The organism is Parvibaculum sp. (assembly GCF_046297875.1).
Lineage (GTDB): Bacteria > Pseudomonadota > Alphaproteobacteria > Parvibaculales > Parvibaculaceae > Parvibaculum.
Genome location: NZ_JBKBHD010000002.1, coordinates 98618 through 117767, shown reverse-complemented (window position 1 = coordinate 117767; position 19150 = coordinate 98618). Strand labels below are relative to the sequence as shown.

Sequence of the window (19150 nt, the reverse complement as noted above, 5' to 3'; positions counted from 1 at the left end):
ATGATGGAATCAGTTCTTACCGGACTTTTCGGCGGTGTCTTTGCCGCCTGGATCGAGGCCGCCCTCGCAGTCGTCGGCGCGGCCTCGGCCATCGCCGCCGCAACGCCCTCCAGGAAGGATGACGAGGTCATGGGCAAGATCACCCGTGTCATCGACATCCTCGCGCTGAATGTCGGCTTCGCGAAGCGGCGCTGACGGCACCGGAAAATCGATCAAATTCGAGGTTTCACCTTTAGGATCTGGTAAACCCTGATTGTCATAATCGCCATAACCGCACCCCGGCTCCGGGCGCCCTGCGCCCGCAGCACGACAGAGAGGGGAAGCAGATGGCGACGAGGAAGATTTTCTACAATCGCAGGTCGCGCCGCCGCGCCTTGGCGGCGGCGGGGCTTGGCCTGTCCGCGGCCACACTCTTTTCGGCCGGCCTCTATACCGGTCTCGCCTTCGCGCCGCTGTTCGAGCCCGCAAAGATCGCCGCCACGAATGAACCGGCGGCGATACTTGCCGCAGCGGAATTCTGACCTCGCTCCAACCGGCGCTTTCATCCGCCGCCCTATGCCGCTGAAATCCGGCGCCGAAGCCGGACAGGCGCGCGCTTTGCTGCTAGAAAAAGCGCCGCAGAAGAAACGGCAAATCAGGGCGGCTCATGGACCTCCAGCTCAAGGGCAAGCGCGCACTCGTCTCCGGCAGCCATCGCGGCACGGGACGCGCCATCGCACATGCACTGGCGCGCGAAGGCGCAGACGTGATCGTGCATGGCTTCGAGATCGCCGCGGCGGAAGAAGCCGCCGCCGAAATCCGCGCCCTTGGTTTTTCGGCTGTCGCCGTCGCGGGCGATATCTGCACTGATGCGGGTGCAGCGGATGTCATCGCCGCCTGCGGCGATGTGGACATCCTCATCAATAATTACGGCACCGCCGATGCCGGCTCGTGGAGCCGCACGGAAACGGATGGCTGGATCGACGCCTACGAAAAGAACGTGCTCTCCGCCGTGCGCCTCACGCGCGGCTTCATGGGCGCGATGAAGGCGAACGGCTGGGGCCGCATCGTCATGCTCGGCACCATCGGCTCGACGGAGCCCGCCGCCCGCATGCCGCACTACTACGCCTCGAAAGGCGCGCTTGCGACCATGACCGTTTCGCTCGCAAAGGAACTTGCGGGCACCGGCATCACCGTCAATCTCGTCTCGCCCGGCCTCATCCGCACGAAGGAAGTGGAAGAGCGCTTCCTCGCACAGGGCCGCGAGCGCGGCTGGGGCGCGACATGGGAAGAAGTGGAGCCCCATGTGCTGAAAAGCGTCATGGGCAACCTCACCGGCCATATCCCGCTGCCCGAGGAAATCGCAAATCTCGTTGCATTCGTCGCGAGCCCCCTTTCCGGCGCCATCGACGCGCTCAATATCCGGATCGACGGCGGCACGACGGCGCTCGTCACATAAGAAAACCGGAAGAACTGGGAGTAAGAGATGCAGCCTTTCAGGTTCGATCTATGCGAACTGCCCGGCGAGACAATGGGTCTCCGCGAGGAGATACGCGCCTTCCTTGCTGAAGAATTGCGCAGCGTGCCGAAAGTGAAGCGCGCGCAGACCTGGTCGGGATCTGACCCCGAGTTCAGCCGCAAGATGGGCGCCAAGGGCTGGATCGGTATGACCTGGCCGAAGAAATATGGCGGCCATGAACGGAGCTTCTTCGACCGCTACGTGATGCTGGAAGAAATGCTCGCCGCAGGCGCCCCCGTCGGCGCACACTGGATCGGCGACCGCCAGTCCGGCCCGCTGCTGCTCCGCTTCGGCACCGAGGAACAGCGCCAGTCCATTCTGCCGCGCGTCGCGAAGGGCGAATGCTATTTCTGCATCGGCATGTCGGAGCCGGATTCGGGCTCGGACCTCGCCGCCACGCGCACCCGCGCCGACAAGGTGGATGGCGGTTTCCGCGTCAACGGCACCAAGCTGTGGACCTCCGGCGCCCACACCGCCCATTACATGATCGCGCTCTTCCGTACCGACTCCGCGCCGGAAGCAAAACATTCCGGCCTGACCCAGTTCCTCGTCGATCTGAAGACGACGCAAGGCGTCACCATCCGCCCGATCAAGGATCTCGCGGGCAATGCGCATTTCAATGAAGTCGTCTTCGAGGATGCCTTCGTGCCGGACAACATGATGGTCGGGACGCTGGGCGGCGGCTGGGGTCAGGTGACGGCGGAACTCGCCTTCGAACGCTCGGGCCCCGAGCGGTATCTGTCGAGCTTCCTGCTCATGGTCGAAATGATTCGCGAACTCGAAATACATGGTGGCGATGAAGGTGCAGCGGTGATCGGCCGCCTCGTCGCCCATCTGCTGACGCTGCGCCAGATGTCGCTCTCGGTCGCGGGTATGCTTGAAAAGGGCGAGAACCCGGCGCTCGAAGCATCGGTCGTGAAAGATCTCGGCGCGATCTTCGAACAGGACATGCCGGTCGTCGCGCATGAACTTCTCGGCATCGCCCCCACCATCGGCGATGGCAGCGACTATGAGGAAGTGCTCGGCTATCTGACACAGACGACGCCATCATTCTCGCTGCGCGGCGGCACGCGGGAAATCCTGCGCGGCATCATCGCGCGCGGTCTTGGGCTTCGCTGAGGAGAGACGACAATGAATGAATTGCAGACGATCCTTTCCGACAGCGTGAACGGCCTCCTGTCCGACCGCGTGACCAAGCAGCTGATCCAGAAGGCGGAGGAGGGTGCTTTCCCCGCCGCGCTCTGGAGCGAGGTGGAGGCGAACGGCCTCACCCGCGTGCTCGTGCCGGAAGAACTAGGCGGTGCAGGCGCCACATGGGCCGATGCCGCCATCGTGCTGAAAGCGGCGGGCGAGCATGTCGCGCCGCTGCCGCTCGCGGAGACGATCCTCGCCAACTGGTTCCTCGCCAAAGCCGGACTCGATGTGCCGGAAGGTGTGATCACGTTGCTCGATGGCGATTTCACGCACTCGGGCGGCAAGCTCTCGGGCGAGGCGAAGCGCGTACCGTGGGGCCGCGATGCGTCGCATGGCGTTGCCATTGTGGGGGGCGAGGTTGTGCTGGTGCCGCTTTCCGGCGCGAATATCACACCGGGCCTCAACGTCGCCCGCGAACCGCGCGACCATGTCGTTCTGAATGATGCAGCGGCGAAAAGTGCGAAGGCAAGCCTTCCTGCCGACGCGATGCAGCTTTACGGTGCGCTCACCCGCGCCTGCCAGATGGCCGGTGCGCTCTCCTATCTCTCGGCGCAGTCGGTCGCCTATGCGAATGAACGTACGCAGTTCGGCAAGCCCATCGGCAAGTTCCAGGCAATCCAGCAGCAGCTTGCCGTGCTGTCCACGCAGGCCGCCGCCTGCGGGGTCATCACCGATTTTGCCTGTGCGCAGGCGGTGAAGCGCGGCGCCGATGCCGCCTTTGAGATCGCCGCGGCGAAAATCCGCGTCGACGATGCCTCCAGCGTCGCCACCTCGATTGCCCATCAGGTGCATGGTGCCATCGGCTTCACCTATGAACATGGCCTGCATTTTGCCACGCGCCGTCTCTGGTCATGGCGCGCCGAATTCGGCTCTGGCACGGAGTGGGCAAAGCGGCTCGGCCGCGAAACGATCAAGGGCGGCGCGGATGCGCTCTGGCCGCATGTGACCGCCCGCTGACATTCGAAACCAGACAAGGACAAGCCCGATGAAAGTTTCCGAAGCCCTGAAAAGCCGCATCACCTGCCGCGCCTTTCTCGGCAAGCCCGTGCCGGAGGCGACCGTCCGCCAGATTCTCGAGGAGGCGAAATACGCGCCGTCGGGCGGCAATCTCCAGCCCTGGCATGTCTATGTGCTGACGGGAAAGAAGCTTGAGGAGTTCCTCGGCATTGTTGCGGAGAAGCAGAAGGACAATCCCTTCGGCGAGGGCACAGAATACGACATCTATCCGAAGGGCCTGACCGAGCCCTACAAGGCCCGCCGCTTCAAATGCGGCGAGGACATGTATGCGACCATTGGCGTCTCCCGCGAAGACAAGGCAGGGCGGCTTATGCAGTTCGCCCGCAATTTCCGCTTCTTCGATGCGCCGGTCGCCATGTTCTTCGCCATCGACCGCCAGATGGGCCTCGGCCAGTGGTCCGATCTCGGCATGTTCATCCAGTCGGTGATGCTCGCCGCCCGCGAACATGGCCTCCACACGGCGGCGCAGGAAGCCTGGGCCATCTGGTACAAGACCGTTTCCGAGTTTGTGGAGATGCCCGAAGAGCTTATGCTCTTCTGTGGGCTGGGGCTCGGATACATGGATGAAAGCGCGCCGATTAACCAATTGCGAACGGATCGCGCACCGCTTGAGGAATTTGCTACGCTCAGCGGGTTCTGACGGCGCTTCCTGAAGGTTCCTTGCTGGGATCGTTCATCCCGGGTTCAGCGTCAATGGCTTAGGTACGGGGGCATGACGCAGAAAACCACATGGATCGCCTTGACGATCGTCTTCTTCCTCGCGGCGGGCGTTGGCCCCTCGCGGGCAGACGAACTTCTTGTGCCTGCCCAGTGGCATTCCGAGCAGGACAGGGCGCGCGATGCCGTGCGCTCCGGCCAGGCGATTTCGCCCGGACAGGCAAAGCAGGCGGCTCTCGCCCGCTATCCGGGCCAGTTTCTCGATATGAGTTTTGGCGGCAACGCCTATTACGTGAAGATCATGACGGCCCAGAACAGGGTCGTCGTCGTGACCGTCGATGCGGCTTCAGGCCGCGTCGTGGGCGCGAACTAGGCTCAGGGGAACAGGAAAATGCGGCTGCTTGTCGTCGAGGACGATCCCGATCTCAACCGCCAACTCGTCTCCGCTCTGGAAGAGGCGGGCTATGTGGTGGACAGCGCGAGCGATGGCGAGGAAGGCCATTTTCTCGGCGACACCGAGCCCTATGACGCGGTGGTACTGGACCTCGGGCTCCCGGAAATGGACGGCGTGACGGTGCTTGAAAAGTGGCGCCGCGACGGCAAGGTGATGCCCGTGCTGATCCTCACCGCCCGCGACCGCTGGAGCGACAAGGTGGCAGGCTTCGATGCCGGTGCCGACGATTATGTCGCCAAGCCATTCTATATGGAGGAAGTTCTGGCGCGCCTGCGGGCGCTGCTCCGCCGGGCCACCGGCCACGCGACCAGCGAACTCGAATGCGGCTCCGTCCGCGTCGACACGAAAAGCTCGCGCGTCACCGTCAATGGCCGCGCCATCAAGCTCACCTCGCTCGAATACCGGCTTCTTTCCTACATGATGCATCATCAAGGCCGCGTGATCTCGCGCACCGAACTGGTCGAGCATCTCTACGACCAGGATTTCGACCGGGATTCCAACACCATCGAGGTTTTTGTCGGGCGTCTCCGCCGCAAGCTCGGAAAGGATGTGATCGAGACCGTGCGCGGCCTCGGCTACAGGCTGACGGCGGCGGAAGATGCGGCGTGACAGCCTTGCCTTCCGCCTGATCGCAGGCGCGGCGCTCTGGAGCGCCATCGCGCTTGTCGCGGGCGGCCTCATTCTCTCGGCGATCTTCCGCGGCTCCGTTGAACGCAGCTTCGACGGCCGCCTCAACGTGCTGCTGCATAGCCTGATCGCCACAACCGAAATCAACGACCGTGGTGAAATCGAGCGCGGCCGCGGCCTTTCCGAAACGCGCTTCGATCTGGCCTATTCCGGCTGGTACTGGCAGATCTGGCCGGTCGCCCAGCGGCCGGCGCTGCGCTCGCGTTCGCTGTTCGATCAGTCGCTCGACCTGTCGGACGCTGAAAGGATCGATCGTAACGAAGTTGGCCTCAAGATATTCGATACGGTAGGCCCCGAAAATCAGCCTCTGCGCGTCGTCGAGCGCCGCGTGACGCTGCCGGGCTATGACGTGCCGGTTTCCTTCGCCGTGGCCGCCGACCGTTCGGAAATGAACGAGGAAATCCAGAGCTTCAATACCTGGGTATTCGGCTCCATGGCGGCGATGGGCTTTGGGCTCCTTGTCGCGCTGCTCATTCAGGTGCGCTTCGGCCTGCGCCCGCTTGAGCGCGTGCGCAAGGCGCTGTCCGAAATCAGAAGTGGCCGCGCGACACGGCTTGAGGGGGAGTTTCCGCTCGAAATCGAACCGCTGGCGGAGGAATTGAACGGGCTGCTCGAAGGCAATCGCGAAGTGCTGGAGCGGGCGCGAACCCATGTCGGCAATCTCGCCCATGCGCTGAAAACACCGCTCAGTGTGCTGACCAACGAGGCACGCAGCCATGACGGACCTTTCGGCGAGACTGTGCGACGGACCACAATGCAGATGCGCGAACAGATCGACAGGCACCTCGCCCGTGCGCGCATGGCTGCATCCGCCAATGTGCTTGGCGCCAATACGCCGGTGAAGCCGGTTCTCCTTCGCCTCGCCAATGCGCTGGAACGCATCCATGCCGAACGCGGCGTGTCGATCGAGGTGGACTGCCCGGACGAGGCGGGCTTCCGCGGCGAAGCGCAGGATCTCGAGGAAGTGGTGGGCAACCTGCTCGACAATGCCTGCAAATGGGCATCTGAAGAAGTGCGCCTTACCGTGACGGCGGCGGGCATTGAAAGGCGCAACCGGCCCTATCTGCTGGTGACGGTCGAAGATGACGGGCCGGGCCTGCCGGAAGAGGCGCGCAAGACGGTGCTCAAGCGCGGTGCGCGGCTCGATGAATCGAAGCCGGGCTCCGGCCTCGGCCTGTCGATTGTGACCGAGATCGCAGAACTCTACGGCGGCGATCTGAAACTCGAATCTTCTTCGCTTGGCGGTCTCAAGGCAGCGCTTTACTTGCCCGCATCGGCCACCACTGCCTGAAAACCGGCCTTTCCCGCCATTCTGGCTGAACGCCATATGAACGGCGCATTCAGGCCTCGCTCAAGGGCGATTGCCTATCTTCATGACCATCGGATCACCCACTGGGAAACGGGGTACGTGTCATGAAGATCAAATCAGCACTTCTTGTCGGCGCTCTTGCCGTTGCGCTCGCGGGCTGCCAGACCGGCAACCCCTACGGTTATAGCGGCGGCCCGAAACAGGGCATCGGCACTGTCGCCGGTGCGGTGGCCGGCGGTCTTGCCGGCTCGCAGATCGGCTCGGGCTCGGGCCGCCTCTGGGCGACGGGCGCGGGCGTCCTTGTCGGCGCGCTGGTTGGCAACAATATCGGCCGCAGCCTCGACCGCGCCGATCAGGCCTATCTGCAGCAGGCGTCCTATGGCGCCTTCCAGACGGGCCAGCCGCAGCGCTGGCACAACCCGCAGAGCGGCAATTACGGCTATGTCGAGCCCGGCCGTTCCTACCAGACCGCAGGGTCCTACTGTCGCGAATATTCCCAGACCGTCTATATCGGCGGCCAGCCGCAGAACGCCTATGGCACCGCCTGCCGCCAGCCGGACGGAAGCTGGCAGATCGTGAACTGAGTTCACGCCTTACGAGATGAACGGCCCAAAAGGCCGTTCGGCCTCACCCCTGGTGAAATCCGTCCCCCGACCAGCGCCTGGGTGAGGCCACTTTTTCTAGCCGGTCGACGTGAAAAGGCCGCCGCTTTCCCGTTGGAAGGCGGCGGCCAGTTCGGAACGGCAGCGACGCGGTCGCCATTATGTGTTTTACGGGACCGCCCCGTTTGCACCAATCCGTTTCATCCGCAGAGTCACCGCGCGCGGCATGCCCGCGCGGCGAAATAGGTTAAGGCTCAGACAGGAAGGTCCCTGGAAGTATCCGACCATACCTGCCTCGCCACACGACCCTCTGTCGAGATCGAAACTTTGGCGATGGCAAACGGTGTCACCAGACCGTTAGACATCGGATCACCTCCTTTCAAATGTTGAACCTAGGAACTTGAGCGTGAATCCGCGCGCCGCTCACGTCAAGGAAATGTATGTGAAAGATCGATGCCTACTGCATCGGGTGTTCGCATCCCGCACGATTGTGCGCTTTTCGAGCCGATTGCAGATACAGATCGGAGACTCGGGACTGGCCGGAAACCGGTGCGGTGAGGCATGCGGGAGACGAAGCGCGCGAATCAATCCCCGGCGGGCGACGTGGTGGCCGTTTCTTCCTCGCTCCGCTCCATCAGCGAGGCGATGGTGACGGGCTCGGCGAGCGAGGCTTCCTGCTCGGCGAGCTTCTCGAAAAAGGCTTCGACGCGCGGTTCATGAGCAAGCGTGTCGTCCATCACGCTCCGGTCATAGCGATATGACCGGGTTGCCGCAAATACATCCGATATGGCCGTCTTGCCGGCCGGACGGCCGGGCACGAAGCGGCTTGGCGTTCCTGTCGAATAAGTGACGAGCCCCGCTTTCGAGAGTGCGCCCGAAATCTCGCTCATCGCCTCCATCGGCACATGAAGGCGCTTCGCGAGTGTTTCTGCCGTCCATGGGGTCTGGCCCTTTTCGAAGGCTTCATGAATGAGCAGCAGCGCCTGCACCGACATGCGGTCAAGCTGGCGCAGCGCGAGAAGGCTCACCCCGGCATAGGGCGAGAGATAGGCCCTGTTCTGGTAGTAGAAAGCGATGGCGCAGCCGCCCAGCAGAATGAGCCAGGCCGCATAAAGCCAGATCATGAAGAAGACGAGGGTGGCGAAGGCCGAATAGATCGCGACATATTGAGCGGATTTCACGACGAAGGTCGCAAAGGTCCAGCCCGCAGCACCCCAGGCGATACCGGCTACCGTGGCGCCCACGGCCGCAGCGGCCAGTGTTACGCGCGTGTTCGGTATCATCACATAGATGAAGCCAAAGGCGCCGATCAGCACCGCGTAAGGCAGCAGGCGGCTTGACTGCTCGAGCGCATAGCGCACGGCTTCATATTCCGCCAGCGAACCGAAATAGGAATTCGACAGTGCGCCCGCCATGATGCCGAAAACGGAAAGCACGAGCAGCGGCCCGAGGACGCTCATGCTGATGATTTCGGTGAATTGCCGCGCGAAGGAGCGGCTCGCCTCGACGCGCCAGATCACGTTGAAGGCGGCTTCCACCTTGTTGATGAGCGAGATCACCGTATAGAGCAGGAAGAAGAAGCCGATCGTACCGAGAATATTCGCATTCACGCGCTGTACGAATTCCATCATCTGCTGCGTGATCGCCGCGCCCTCGTCGCCGAGCGGCGTGAGGAAGTCTGCGACCATGGTTTCGAGATAGGCGTCGAAGCCAAAGGCGCGGAAGATGGCGAAGCCGATCGCAAGCGCAGGCACGATGGAAAGCAGCGTCGTGTAGACGAGGCTCATCGCCCGGAGGCTGAGTGTGCCGCCGAGCAAATCGCGAACAACGGCCCATCCGATGCGCGCAGAGAGGTAAAGCGCCCGTTGCCAGAATGGCAATTCGTCGATGACGGGCTCCCAGATGAGAGCATGGGCGCGTTCTAGAAAGGAATTGGAGCCGAACATGGGCCTATGCTAATCGGCAGAAGGGGCTTCGGCCAGCCACAGTTGGAAATGGAAAGGCCCTCCGCCCGAAGGTGGAGGGCCCTGATTGTCTCGAATACGGGTGCGCGCCCGATCCGCCCGATGCCGGTTTTAGCCGAGAACCAGATTTTCGGCGGAGAAGCGGCCATTGCGCCCCTCGACCAGTTCATACTGGATCTGCTGACCCTCCTGCAGGGATTTCTGGCCAGCGCGCTCGACAGCCGAGATATGGACGAAGACGTCCTTTCCGCCATCTGACGGCGCGATGAACCCATAACCCTTAGTGGCGTTGAACCACTTCACGACTCCGCTAGCCATAGTGACTTGAATGCCTCGTGTAGAGATAAAGAACGGATACCAGCATGAACGCTGCCATCCGGCTAAAAACGCTATCACCGAAATTTATTGTGGCATATCGAAAATAGCGGTCCCGGCAAGCGGAATTAACGGCTGGTTTACGGACAAATCCGGCGGGTTTCCGCCTGCGGAACCAAATATTAAGCACGGCTGGCTAGCTTGGGCAGGGAAGGGAAACCGCCAAGGCCGCCCGCTGCCGCAAATACGGCCGCGATGCCAGCGGGCTCCATTGCGCCGGAGTTGGGATGACGACCGAACCGCAAGCCTCGATCCGACAGAAACTCGCCATCTATCTGGCGCAGTTGCCGCCGCCTGCTGTCATCAAGCTCGCCTCGGGTCTGGAGCGCGAAAAGCTGCGCGGCACGACTGGCCTGCCTTATGAAATGATCCTCTCTGGCCTCCGTCCGCTGCTCGCGGGTCTGCGCGGCGAGCGTCCGGGAATGCCGGATGCGCTTCGCCAGTTCTGCAATCCGTTCGAGGATTTGCTGGTGAATGGCGACGACGACGGCCGCAGCCAGGGCGCCATTTCGCGCAGCACCATGGTCCGCGTCTGGGAGTGGCTTGGCGAGGAATTACTGCCTGATGCGCTTCCCGATCTGAAGGAGCGGATCGCCGACCACACCCTGAAGAACGACCAGCCGGCGCTGGAAGCGGCGGTTTCGGTGCTGCATGCTTCCGCCGCCAAGGCGATCCTCGCGGCGATCGAGGAAGCGCGGGGCAACCCCGAAAAACGCAAGCAACTCGAAAGGCGTATCGGCGGCGAAGGCGGCCTTGAGGATGCGCGCGAAATCGGCGCCATCCTCTCCATTGCGCCGGCCATGCTGAAGCTGCAGGCCGAACTGCCGAAGCCGATCCTGAACTTCAGTGAAGAAATGGTGACGGCGCTCAAGCACGTCTACGACGAGACACATGAGTACGCGCCGGACGAAGCTATCTATCTGCCGTTCATGGTGATGCGCCGACTGGCGGAGCCCTCACAGATCCTCCGTTTCGTGCGCAAGATCGCGCATCAGCGCAACGACATGATGATCAGCCGATGCGAGCTGGCCGTGTTCGGCGAGGTTCTTCTTGCCGAGATGGAAGACATTGCACGGCGCGTCGACACGCAGCGCCCCGGTCACTCCGATCTTGAGGCCATGCTGCTCGATATTCGCCGCTTCGCACATCTGTCGAAGGGCGTCACTGCCGAAATCGACCTGCGCCGCAACGGTGAGTGGGGTCAGCGTCTTCTCGCGGCGCGCGGCCGTGTCTCGGCCGCGGTCTCCCAGGAAATATCGCGCTTCGAAACAGAACTTGTCCGCGCGCTACCCTTTCACCAGATCGGACAATATGGACGCGGCGGCCCCATGAAACCTGATGTGGCGAAGGCACCGGACCGGGCACGCATCGAACGCATGATGAGCTGCTTGCGCTTCGTCAACGGTCTGTCGACGATTTGCGAGTCCGTTGGCGTACAAAGCCACAGCCGCAGCATCCGCCAGCAGATCGAGACCTATCTGTCGTCCTACGAAGACAGGCTTCTCGAGGAACTGCGGATCGCCAAGGGGGTCGCGCGTTCGAATGCGGAAGAATTCATCGAAGTGGCCGCGGATTTCCGTGGAGCCCTCGGCGAAGACAAGCAGGCCGAAGTCTTGCGCCGCCGGGGTCAGGTTGCCGCTCGCGGCTGACCGCGTCACGAGGCGACGAATTCCTCCTCATAGGCGAAAAGGCCTGGCATTCCACCTGTATGCAGGAAGATAGCGGCGTCGCGCTGCGAATACACACCCGCGAGCAGTTGTGCGATGAAGCCCGCCATGCCCTTGCCGGTATAGACCGGATCGAGCAAGACGCCTTCCGTCCGTGCGACAAGCTCGACTGCGCGGCGCATGGCGTCGGTCGGTAGCCCGTACCGTTCGCCAAGTTGGTCGCTGTCGAGCACCACCGCGCCCGGCGCGGGCGCTGGCGCTTCGATCAGCGCCGCCGTCTTGCAGGCCAGCGCATGAATGCCCTGCGCCATGTGATCGGGGTCCGCACGGTAGACATTGACCGCCCGTATTTCCGGTCCGCGACCGCGATGGCAGGCGCCTGCGATGAGCCCGGCCTGGGTGCCGCCGCTCGATGAGGCATGAATGAGCGCTGCATCGCCAATGCCTGCATCCTCTAGCTGTATGGCAAGTTCGTGATAGGCCGCCGCGTAGCCCAGCGATCCGACGGCGCTCGATCCGCCGACCGGCACAAAATAGGGTGTGCGTCCCGCGGCCCTGAGTTCGTCCATCACGCCGGCAAAGACCGCACCGGCATCGGCATCGCCCGGCACGATCCGCACTTCCGCGCCCAGCACCGCATCGAGCAGCAGATTGCCCGAGCGGCGGTAGGAGCGGCCCTGATAGGGCACCGTGTCGAACAGTACGAGGACCGAAGCGAGCCCTGCCGCGGCGGCGGCGGCGGCCGTCTGGCGCGCATGGTTCGACTGGACGGCACCTGTCGTGACCACGGTGTCGGCACCGCCCGCGATCGCCTCGCCGATCAGGAATTCGAGTTTGCGCGTCTTGTTGCCGCCGCCGGCAAGCCCGGTGCAGTCGTCCCGCTTGATGAAAAGGCGCGGGAACTTGTGCCCCGTCTCACGCGACAGCGCCTCGCGCAACCGTTTCATTTCCACAAGCGGCGTTGGCAGGTGAGCCAGCGGAAAGCGCGCAAATGTGTCGAGCGAAATCGGCATGGATCAGATAATCCCCTCATCGCGGAAGGCTGCTATCTCGGCGGCCGAATACCCCAGCTCGCCAAGGATGGCCTCCGTGTGCTCGCCGAGTACTGGCGCACGCTCGCGCAATGTGCCGGGCGAACGGGAGAGGCGCAGCGGCGTTTCCATGATCGGGGCGGGACCGGGAAGGCCGGGAAAATCGACCGGCTTCAGAAAATTCATCGCCTTGATATGCGGATCGTCTAGTGCCTGTTGCGGCGAATAGATGGGCCCCCCCGGAATGCGCGCCTTTTCGAGTTCAGCCAGCGCTTCCTCGCTCGTCCGTTCCGCCGCCCAGCGCGCCGTGCGTTCGGAAAGGATTTCGCCATGGTCGCCGCGCGAAAGATCGTCCTTGAAACGCGGATCGGAGAGCCAGTGATCCTCGCCCATGAGCTTTGCCCAGCGCTTGAAGAGCGGCATGCCGATCACCTGCACCAGAATCCAGCCATCCTTTGTGCGAACGATATCTGCCGGACCCGCGTAGGGCGAGCGGTTGCCGATGGCGACACGGTTTGTCTGGCGAAGCTGCTGTTCGATCAAATGGAAATTGAAATAGGCGAGAGCCGTGGAAAGCAGAGAGCCCTCGACAACCTGGCCCCGGCCGGAGCGCGCCCGTTCCATCAGCGCGGCCATCGTGCCGAAGGCGGAAAGCGATGCCGTGCCGAAATCGACCCAGGGGGCATAGCTCTTTACCGGCTCTTCCGGATGGCCGGTGAGGTAGGCGGCGCCCACCATCGACTGCGCCACGCCGTCAAAGCCGGTGCGCTCGCTGTAGGGCCCGCCATGTCCGAAGGCGGAAACGGTCGTGAGGATGATGTCGGGCTTTGCCTCCACCAGACTTTCATAGTCGAGGCCCATCGCCTTCAAGGTCGAAGGCGGCAGATTGGCGACGACGACATCGGCCGTCGCGACGAGGCGGCGGACGATCTTGCGGCCGGTCTCCGTCATGGGATCGAGGGTGAGGCCGCGCTTGTTGCGGTTCATCTGAAGGAACATCGCACCTTCGCCGCCTTCGCCGGAGGCAGCGCCCGGTACGATTGGCTGAACGAAGCGGTCCTCGCTGCCCTCGCGCTTCTCGATACGAATGACATCGGCGCCCATGTCGCCCAGCAGCGCCGCGCAATAGGGCCCGGCGATGTAGCGGCCAAAATCGAGGACGCGAATGCCCGTCAGAATGCCTTTGGATGCGCCGCCTTGATCCGTCATGTCATCAGTCTCCCGAGATTATTTATCCTGTCTCGTTTTGATACGCCGGACAGGCAGGCAAACGATAGGCGGTGTCGTCATGTCGAGAAAGCCTGCAATACAAATTTTGCATTTTATTTAGGCTTTGCCCCGTAGTCTTGGCCCGCTCGGGGAACGGGAGAAGCGCGGAAGCGCAGTTCGGAGGCTGGGTGAGGGGATCGCAAGACGCGGTCGGGGCATTGCTGCATGAAACGCCGCAAACGCCTGCAGGGACGCATGCATATCGCTGGACCGGAGAGTTTGCCGATGCGCAGCTCGAGGACAGCTATGTTCGCGCGAGCTGGGATGAGATCCGCTCGCGGCTCAATGCCGTTCTCATCGCCGTCTACATTTTCGTTGCCTGGGCAGCGTTCGACTTTATGGCGCTTGGCCTGGGTTGGGCTTTCGCCGGCCTGCTGCTCGGCCGCCTGGGAGCACTCGCCGCCATCACGCTAGCGCTCAAGGTTTTTACGTCGGCGGACAAGCAGCGCGGCTTTACGCTCTGCGCCTTCGCGACACAGCTTTGCGTTGTCGTCGTGTCGCCTGTCTCGCTGTATATTGGCGAAGTGAATTTCGCCGCGGCGCTTCTCAGTATTGTTGTAATTCTCTTTGCCTTCTACATCGGTGTGCCGACGCGGCTTACCGCAAATGTCGCCCTGTCGTCTGCGCTCTGCGTCGGCTTTGCCGTTATCGCGCCATCGCTGACGGAGGTCGACACATTTACATTGCTGCAGATATGCCTTCTCTTCGCGGTGGTGAATGCCATCGGCATCGAAATGGTGCGCGCGGCAAATCGCCTGCGTCGCGATGGCTTTCTCACATTGATGCGCCAGCAGGAACTCTACGACCGGCTGAAGCAGGAAGTGGAGAGCCGGGAGGAGGCGGAAGCGAACGTCCGCAATACGGAGGAGAGCTTTCAGAGCATCTTCCATGCCGCGCCGACACCCATTGCGCTTGTCGAGCCGGCGAGCTACCGCGTCATGCAGGCCAATATGGCGGCACTCAATCTCTTCGGCCTGTCCGAGGAAGATGGTGCGGGCATCGACGTGCGCTCGCTCTTCGACGAGGAGGATTTACCCGCCCGCATCGAGGTGCTGCTGGCAAGCAGCCGAATAGGTACGCCGGTCGAATTTCGCATGAAGCGGAAGGACGGTATCGGCATCCATGTGCTCGTCTCGGCGGCAAGCGCCCATTTCCAAGGCCGGCGCGCCTTGCTCATCGGCATGCAGGACATCACGGCCAAACGCAAGGAAGCGGAAGCGCTGCGCGACGCCCGCGACCAGGCGACGGCTGCAAGCCGTTCGAAATCGGAATTCCTCGCCAATATGAGCCACGAACTTCGTACCCCGCTCAATGCGATCATCGGTTTTTCCGAGGCGCTGGAACGCGAACTCTTTGGTCCCATTGGCAGCCCGCGCTACCGCGAATATGCCGAGGACATTCATGACAGCGGCGTACACCTGCTGAGCCTCATCAACGACATTCTCGATCTTTCGAAAATCGAGGCCGGGCACTTCAAACTGCATGAGGACGACACGGACCTCAATCACGTCATCTGCGCTGCCACACGCATCGTGCGCCACAGGGCACAGCAGTCGAATATTGAAATCGAACTGTCATTGCCCCAACCACCCATCGCGCTTGTCGCGGATGAGCGCGCGCTGAAGCAGGTGCTGATCAACCTGGTCTCGAATGCGGTCAAGTTCAGCCCGGACGGCAGCCTGGTGCGGATCGAATCCCAGATCAGGCCCGACTGCCTGCGGATTTCGGTGGTGGATGTAGGCAGCGGCATTGCGCCCGAAGACATTCCCCGCGCGCTGACGCCCTTTACCCAGCTCGACGGTTCGCTGTCGCGTACGCATGAAGGCACGGGTCTCGGCCTGCCGTTAGCCAAGCACCTGACGGAGCTTCATGGCGGCGAGCTCCGGATCGAGAGCAAGCTCGGCGAGGGAACAGCAGTCCATATCGACCTGCCGCTCTCGCGCGTGATCGGCTCCAGCGCCGAAGACGAGCGCGCCGCGCTCTAGTTTCTATCGTTCACCCGGGCGATAGCTCTCTTTCACATATGGCTCGAGTTGTTCCCGTGTGAAGCGGACGGGCTTCGTTTGCATGGCGACGAACAGCGGCGACTGATCGGCATAATGGGGTGACGAACGGTCGAGCGTTGCCGACCCGAAGGGATGGATACTTTCCGAGCGGATGTTCCCCGCCCGGTCCCATTCGACGAACATGATGAGCGTATCGCCGCCACGCGCGGTGAGCGTGCCGTCTTCCACCGGAAAGCCATATATCGCCCGCAGAATATCCGGCCCGCCATCGACCGGCAGATCGACCTCGCCGCGGCGGAAACGGTTGACTTCGCCCCATTCGGGATCGAGACGGCCGAAGTTGGCCTTGAGATGGTCAATAGACTCGCGCAGCCGATCAAGCGTAGCGGGTGGCGTCTCGCGCCGCAGCTCGGCGCGGACGATAGGCTCGGCTGCAATGACGGCAAGCGCTGCGCCGCGATTGGCGGCATCGGTGTGCCGGTTCCAGCCGCGCAAAATGTCCTGTGCTGTGGTGATGTCCGTATCGCCCCCCGCATCAAGTGCGAGAATCTCCGTAACGATTTCGGCCATTCGCGACGTCTCACTATAGGCGAGATCGTATTTATAGGCGTGGAAGGCATCGCGCGTGATCGAACGATCCGCACCATAGGTCTCCTCGATCCGCATGGCGCGGTTCGTCATGTCGGTCTGGATACCCATGCGCGCAGGGAAATCCGCGGGCTTCAGATTGTCGTTCGCTGCCGTGGCGCGGAAGGGCGTGTTGTTCGCATTGTAGAGATAGCCGGAATTCGGATTGTAGATTTTGGGCATCTCCTCGAAAGGCACATAACCCCTCCAGATCAGCGAGGAATCGTCGCCCGGCAGAACGCCCGACCAGTCCGGTCCTTCCTTCCGGTCGGGGAGTTGTGCGTTGTACACGTAGGCAATGTTGCCCTGCCTGTCGGCATATATGTAGTTGATGCTTGGCAGCGCCTGCAGCTTCATCGCCTCGATCCATTCGGCGAGATTGCGTGCCTTGTCGAGTGCGAAATATTGCTCGACCTGGCGTATTTCTCCGAGCCCGGCATAGCGCACGGCATAGGCGCCATTCGGCGCACGCAGAACCGGGCCATGTTCGGAGCGCAATACCTCGCGCTCAACCGTCCACCAGAACGGTCCCCAGAGATCGACGCGGATCGTGGCCGTGCCCTTCTCGAAGTCGCGCCATTTGCCATCGAGCAGATACTGATTGTCATTGTCGGGATTGAGGGTGAGCCGATAGATGTCGATGAGATCGGGCTCGTTCACTGTATTCGCCCAGGCGAGATGAGCGTTGTGACCGTGCAACATGAAGGGCGAGCCGGGAAAGAATCCGCCCGCGACATGCCAGCCTTCGTCGCTTTGAAGCACGGCTTCATACCAGGCAACAGGCCCGGTAAAAGGCTGATGCGAATTGACGAGCAGGCGCGTCGCGCCATCGGCGGAGCGGGCAGGGCTCACCGCCACCGCATTGGAGCCAACCGGAAGCTGTGTCGTTGCGGGCAGGAAGGCATCCACGCCTTCCTTCGACAAACCCTCGCTGTCGCCGATGCGGCCTTCGAAAACGGCGATCAGCGCCTTGTCCAGCCCGTAGAAGAAAGGAGCCTTGAACATGAAGCCGGCGGCAATGTCCTTGCCCGTTGCCGGCGGTGTGCCCGGAACGGCCTTTTCGGGATGAAGCGCCGCAAAATAATTCACGCCATCGGCATAGGCCTCGATCACGGCGCGAACTTCCGGTGAAAGATCACTTTCATATCGCGTCTCGACCGTTTCCCATATGCCCATGAGGTTGACGAGAAAATCGCTGACAGCTGCGCGCTCGCCCTTTATGGCGGCAAGCTGCCCCCGCGTGGCGATCAGCACTTCCTGGATGGTCGCGAAATCGTCTTCGGAATGAGCAAAGCCGATACCGAAGGCGACATCGACGTCGCGCGGCCCATAGACATGCGGCACGCCCCATTCGTCGCGCTTGATCGTGACGTCGAACGCACCCGCCCGTGCGACAAGCGGCGCGGGATCGGCAGGCACCGGTGCCTCGATGGCCGCGCGGGCAAGGATGACGGCAAGCACGGTGAATGCGATGGCAAAAAGGCCGAGAAGTCCGGTTTTGGCAATGCGAAGCACGCGGCGTTCCTCTTTCTGTTTGCGCGAAGCCTAGCGGCAGATGCCGCGCCGTCAATCGGGCGGGCATTTGGCCTGCGTCCCTCCGCCGCTTTGCGCGGGCGGGCATACCCTCTATACAAGGTGCCATCTCGAAACCCGGCGACAGGCGATCCCCTTGCTGCTTTCGGCGAATGAAATTTTGCTCTTCCTCGCTTTCGCGGGTCTGACGGGGCTTGTTCTCTGGCTGTTGCTCCGTCCCTTGCGGGCGGGTGCATCGTCTGTTCCGCAGGACGTGGGCGAGAGCGAAATCGCGATTTATCGCGACCAGCTCGCCGAAATCGCCCGTGATCTCGATCGGGGCACGATCGGCGAAGCGGAGGCCGAAGCGGCGCGCGTCGAGGTATCGCGACGGCTCATTGCCGCAGGCGAGGCGCAGGCCGAAGCCGCGCGCAACGTGACGAAGCCGAGCGACCCGCGCTGGCGCCGCGGGGCAGCTGTCGCGCTTGCGCTCGGCCTGCCCATGCTGACGCTCTTTATCTATCTCGGGGAGGGCGCGCCCGGCCTTGAAGGCCAGCCCATCGAGGCGCGGCTCGACAAGCCCGCCGATGAACTTCCCGTCGAAGGCCTGATCGTGCGCGTCGAACGCCGCCTGAAGGACAACCCAGACGATGTGGCGGGCTGGGAAACGATTGCACCTGCTTATGTGATGCTTGGCCGCTATGAGGAAGCCGTGCGCGCCTGGACGCGGGCGATGATTGCAGGCGGTGTAACGGCGGAGCGCCTTGCCGCGCGCGGCGAGGCGCGGGTGCTGGCGAATGAGGGAACTGTTGGCGCGGGCGCGAAGGCCGATCTCGAAAAGGCGATCGAGCTCGAACCGATGGAACCGCGCGCACAATATCTGCTGGGGCTGGCGGAGCTCGACGAGGGCAATCGCGAGGCGGCATTGACACGCTGGAAGGCGCTTCTGGCTTCCGCCCCCGCAGATGCGCCCTGGGCGCCCGCGATCCGCGGACGGATCGACGCGGTCGAGGGGCGGGCCGCCATAGCGCCTGAGGACGAGCCTATGATTCGCGGCATGGTCGAAGGGCTCGCCGCGCGGCTTGCCGAAGAACCGAATGACATCGAAGGCTGGATCCGCCTTGTCCGTTCCTACGATGTGCTGCAGGACCGCGAAAAGGCTCTCGAGGCGCTCGAAACGGCGCGGAAAACCTTCGCGGATGATGCCGAAGCGCTGGCCCGGCTCGACAACTTATCCCCGGGGTCAACAGCGCCGCGCTAGAATGTGCCTGACTCGACAGG

Annotated in this window: 18 protein-coding genes; 13 read left to right on the top strand and 5 right to left on the bottom strand. The window is 62.7% G+C overall.

Annotation, left to right across the window (positions count from 1 at the left end; genetic code table 11):
- The 10 genes from ACK4FH_RS15120 (at position 1) to ACK4FH_RS15075 (ending at position 7400) form a co-directional block, all read left to right on the top strand.
- Positions 1–195, top strand: coding sequence for a hypothetical protein (locus ACK4FH_RS15120; protein ID WP_409815579.1), 195 nt, complete (start codon positions 1–3; stop codon positions 193–195).
- 131 nt (positions 196–326) lie between these two features.
- Entirely contained in the window at positions 327–521 is a 195-nt protein-coding gene (locus ACK4FH_RS15115; RefSeq protein ID WP_409815576.1) for a hypothetical protein, read from the top strand.
- 125 nt (positions 522–646) lie between these two features.
- Positions 647–1438: an SDR family NAD(P)-dependent oxidoreductase gene (locus tag ACK4FH_RS15110; protein WP_409815574.1), complete on the top strand. Its 792-nt coding sequence runs from the start codon at positions 647–649 to the stop codon at positions 1436–1438.
- Between the two features lie 27 nt (positions 1439–1465).
- Entirely contained in the window at positions 1466–2617 is a 1152-nt protein-coding gene (locus ACK4FH_RS15105) for an acyl-CoA dehydrogenase family protein (protein ID WP_409815572.1), read from the top strand.
- Positions 2618–2629: 12 nt separating this feature from the next.
- Positions 2630–3649, top strand: coding sequence for an acyl-CoA dehydrogenase family protein (locus ACK4FH_RS15100; protein ID WP_409815571.1), 1020 nt, complete (start codon positions 2630–2632; stop codon positions 3647–3649).
- 28 nt (positions 3650–3677) lie between these two features.
- Positions 3678–4349 (top strand): nitroreductase, encoded by a 672-nt coding sequence (locus ACK4FH_RS15095; RefSeq protein WP_409815568.1) that lies wholly within the window; start codon positions 3678–3680, stop codon positions 4347–4349.
- A 72-nt stretch (positions 4350–4421) separates the two neighbouring features.
- The gene (locus tag ACK4FH_RS15090) at positions 4422–4739 is read left to right on the top strand and encodes a PepSY domain-containing protein (protein WP_409815566.1); all 318 of its coding nucleotides are present in this window, start codon (positions 4422–4424) and stop codon (positions 4737–4739) included.
- Positions 4740–4757: 18 nt separating this feature from the next.
- A complete protein-coding gene (locus tag ACK4FH_RS15085; protein ID WP_409815563.1) occupies positions 4758–5429 on the top strand; it encodes a response regulator in 672 nt (223 codons plus the stop codon).
- Positions 5419–6798, top strand: a complete 1380-nt coding sequence (locus ACK4FH_RS15080; protein ID WP_409815560.1) for an ATP-binding protein — start codon at positions 5419–5421, stop codon at positions 6796–6798. Before ACK4FH_RS15085 ends, ACK4FH_RS15080 begins: the two co-directional genes overlap by 11 nt.
- Before the next feature lie 122 nt (positions 6799–6920).
- Positions 6921–7400 (top strand): RT0821/Lpp0805 family surface protein, encoded by a 480-nt coding sequence (locus ACK4FH_RS15075; protein WP_409815557.1) that lies wholly within the window; start codon positions 6921–6923, stop codon positions 7398–7400.
- Positions 7401–8002: 602 nt separating this feature from the next.
- Here ACK4FH_RS15075 and ACK4FH_RS15070 read toward each other — a convergent pair.
- Both ACK4FH_RS15070 and ACK4FH_RS15065 read right to left on the bottom strand, forming a co-directional pair.
- Entirely contained in the window at positions 8003–9364 is a 1362-nt protein-coding gene (locus tag ACK4FH_RS15070) for a YihY/virulence factor BrkB family protein (protein WP_409815554.1), read from the bottom strand.
- A gap of 129 nt (positions 9365–9493) precedes the next feature.
- Positions 9494–9700 carry a cold-shock protein gene (locus ACK4FH_RS15065; RefSeq protein ID WP_409672473.1) on the bottom strand — a complete coding sequence of 69 codons (207 nt, stop codon included), beginning with the start codon at positions 9698–9700 and terminating at the stop codon, positions 9494–9496.
- Positions 9701–9984: 284 nt separating this feature from the next.
- Here ACK4FH_RS15065 and ACK4FH_RS15060 point away from each other — a divergent pair, with 284 nt between their 5' ends.
- Positions 9985–11406, top strand: a complete 1422-nt coding sequence (locus tag ACK4FH_RS15060) for a hypothetical protein (protein ID WP_409815551.1) — start codon at positions 9985–9987, stop codon at positions 11404–11406.
- Positions 11407–11411: 5 nt separating this feature from the next.
- Here the strand turns inward: ACK4FH_RS15060 and ACK4FH_RS15055 are convergent, their stop codons facing one another.
- Both ACK4FH_RS15055 and ACK4FH_RS15050 read right to left on the bottom strand, forming a co-directional pair.
- Positions 11412–12437, bottom strand: coding sequence for a D-cysteine desulfhydrase family protein (locus tag ACK4FH_RS15055; RefSeq protein WP_409815550.1), 1026 nt, complete (start codon positions 12435–12437; stop codon positions 11412–11414).
- Positions 12438–12440: 3 nt separating this feature from the next.
- Positions 12441–13664, bottom strand: coding sequence for a CaiB/BaiF CoA transferase family protein (locus ACK4FH_RS15050; protein ID WP_409815548.1), 1224 nt, complete (start codon positions 13662–13664; stop codon positions 12441–12443).
- A gap of 188 nt (positions 13665–13852) precedes the next feature.
- Between ACK4FH_RS15050 and ACK4FH_RS15045 the strand changes: the two genes are divergently transcribed.
- Positions 13853–15709: an ATP-binding protein gene (locus ACK4FH_RS15045; RefSeq protein ID WP_409815546.1), complete on the top strand. Its 1857-nt coding sequence runs from the start codon at positions 13853–13855 to the stop codon at positions 15707–15709.
- A gap of 3 nt (positions 15710–15712) precedes the next feature.
- Here the strand turns inward: ACK4FH_RS15045 and ACK4FH_RS15040 are convergent, their stop codons facing one another.
- Positions 15713–17872, bottom strand: a complete 2160-nt coding sequence (locus tag ACK4FH_RS15040) for an acylase (protein ID WP_409815544.1) — start codon at positions 17870–17872, stop codon at positions 15713–15715.
- A gap of 154 nt (positions 17873–18026) precedes the next feature.
- Here ACK4FH_RS15040 and ccmI point away from each other — a divergent pair, with 154 nt between their 5' ends.
- Entirely contained in the window at positions 18027–19130 is a 1104-nt protein-coding gene (ccmI, locus tag ACK4FH_RS15035) for a c-type cytochrome biogenesis protein CcmI (RefSeq protein ID WP_409815541.1), read from the top strand.
- Positions 19131–19150: the final 20 nt, after the last annotated feature.

Coding starts and splice junctions, on each gene's coding strand:
- ACK4FH_RS15065 (WP_409672473.1), bottom strand. CDS start 9,700: ATGGCTAGCGGAGTCGTGAAGTGGTTCAACGCCACTAAGGGTTATGGG.
- ACK4FH_RS15105 (WP_409815572.1), top strand. CDS start 1,466: ATGCAGCCTTTCAGGTTCGATCTATGCGAACTGCCCGGCGAGACAATG.
- ACK4FH_RS15110 (WP_409815574.1), top strand. CDS start 647: ATGGACCTCCAGCTCAAGGGCAAGCGCGCACTCGTCTCCGGCAGCCAT.
- ACK4FH_RS15070 (WP_409815554.1), bottom strand. CDS start 9,364: ATGTTCGGCTCCAATTCCTTTCTAGAACGCGCCCATGCTCTCATCTGG.
- ACK4FH_RS15120 (WP_409815579.1), top strand. CDS start 1: ATGATGGAATCAGTTCTTACCGGACTTTTCGGCGGTGTCTTTGCCGCC.
- ACK4FH_RS15075 (WP_409815557.1), top strand. CDS start 6,921: ATGAAGATCAAATCAGCACTTCTTGTCGGCGCTCTTGCCGTTGCGCTC.
- ACK4FH_RS15095 (WP_409815568.1), top strand. CDS start 3,678: ATGAAAGTTTCCGAAGCCCTGAAAAGCCGCATCACCTGCCGCGCCTTT.
- ACK4FH_RS15055 (WP_409815550.1), bottom strand. CDS start 12,437: ATGCCGATTTCGCTCGACACATTTGCGCGCTTTCCGCTGGCTCACCTG.
- ACK4FH_RS15085 (WP_409815563.1), top strand. CDS start 4,758: ATGCGGCTGCTTGTCGTCGAGGACGATCCCGATCTCAACCGCCAACTC.
- ACK4FH_RS15050 (WP_409815548.1), bottom strand. CDS start 13,664: ATGACGGATCAAGGCGGCGCATCCAAAGGCATTCTGACGGGCATTCGC.
- ACK4FH_RS15080 (WP_409815560.1), top strand. CDS start 5,419: ATGCGGCGTGACAGCCTTGCCTTCCGCCTGATCGCAGGCGCGGCGCTC.
- ACK4FH_RS15090 (WP_409815566.1), top strand. CDS start 4,422: ATGACGCAGAAAACCACATGGATCGCCTTGACGATCGTCTTCTTCCTC.
- ACK4FH_RS15100 (WP_409815571.1), top strand. CDS start 2,630: ATGAATGAATTGCAGACGATCCTTTCCGACAGCGTGAACGGCCTCCTG.
- ACK4FH_RS15060 (WP_409815551.1), top strand. CDS start 9,985: ATGACGACCGAACCGCAAGCCTCGATCCGACAGAAACTCGCCATCTAT.
- ACK4FH_RS15115 (WP_409815576.1), top strand. CDS start 327: ATGGCGACGAGGAAGATTTTCTACAATCGCAGGTCGCGCCGCCGCGCC.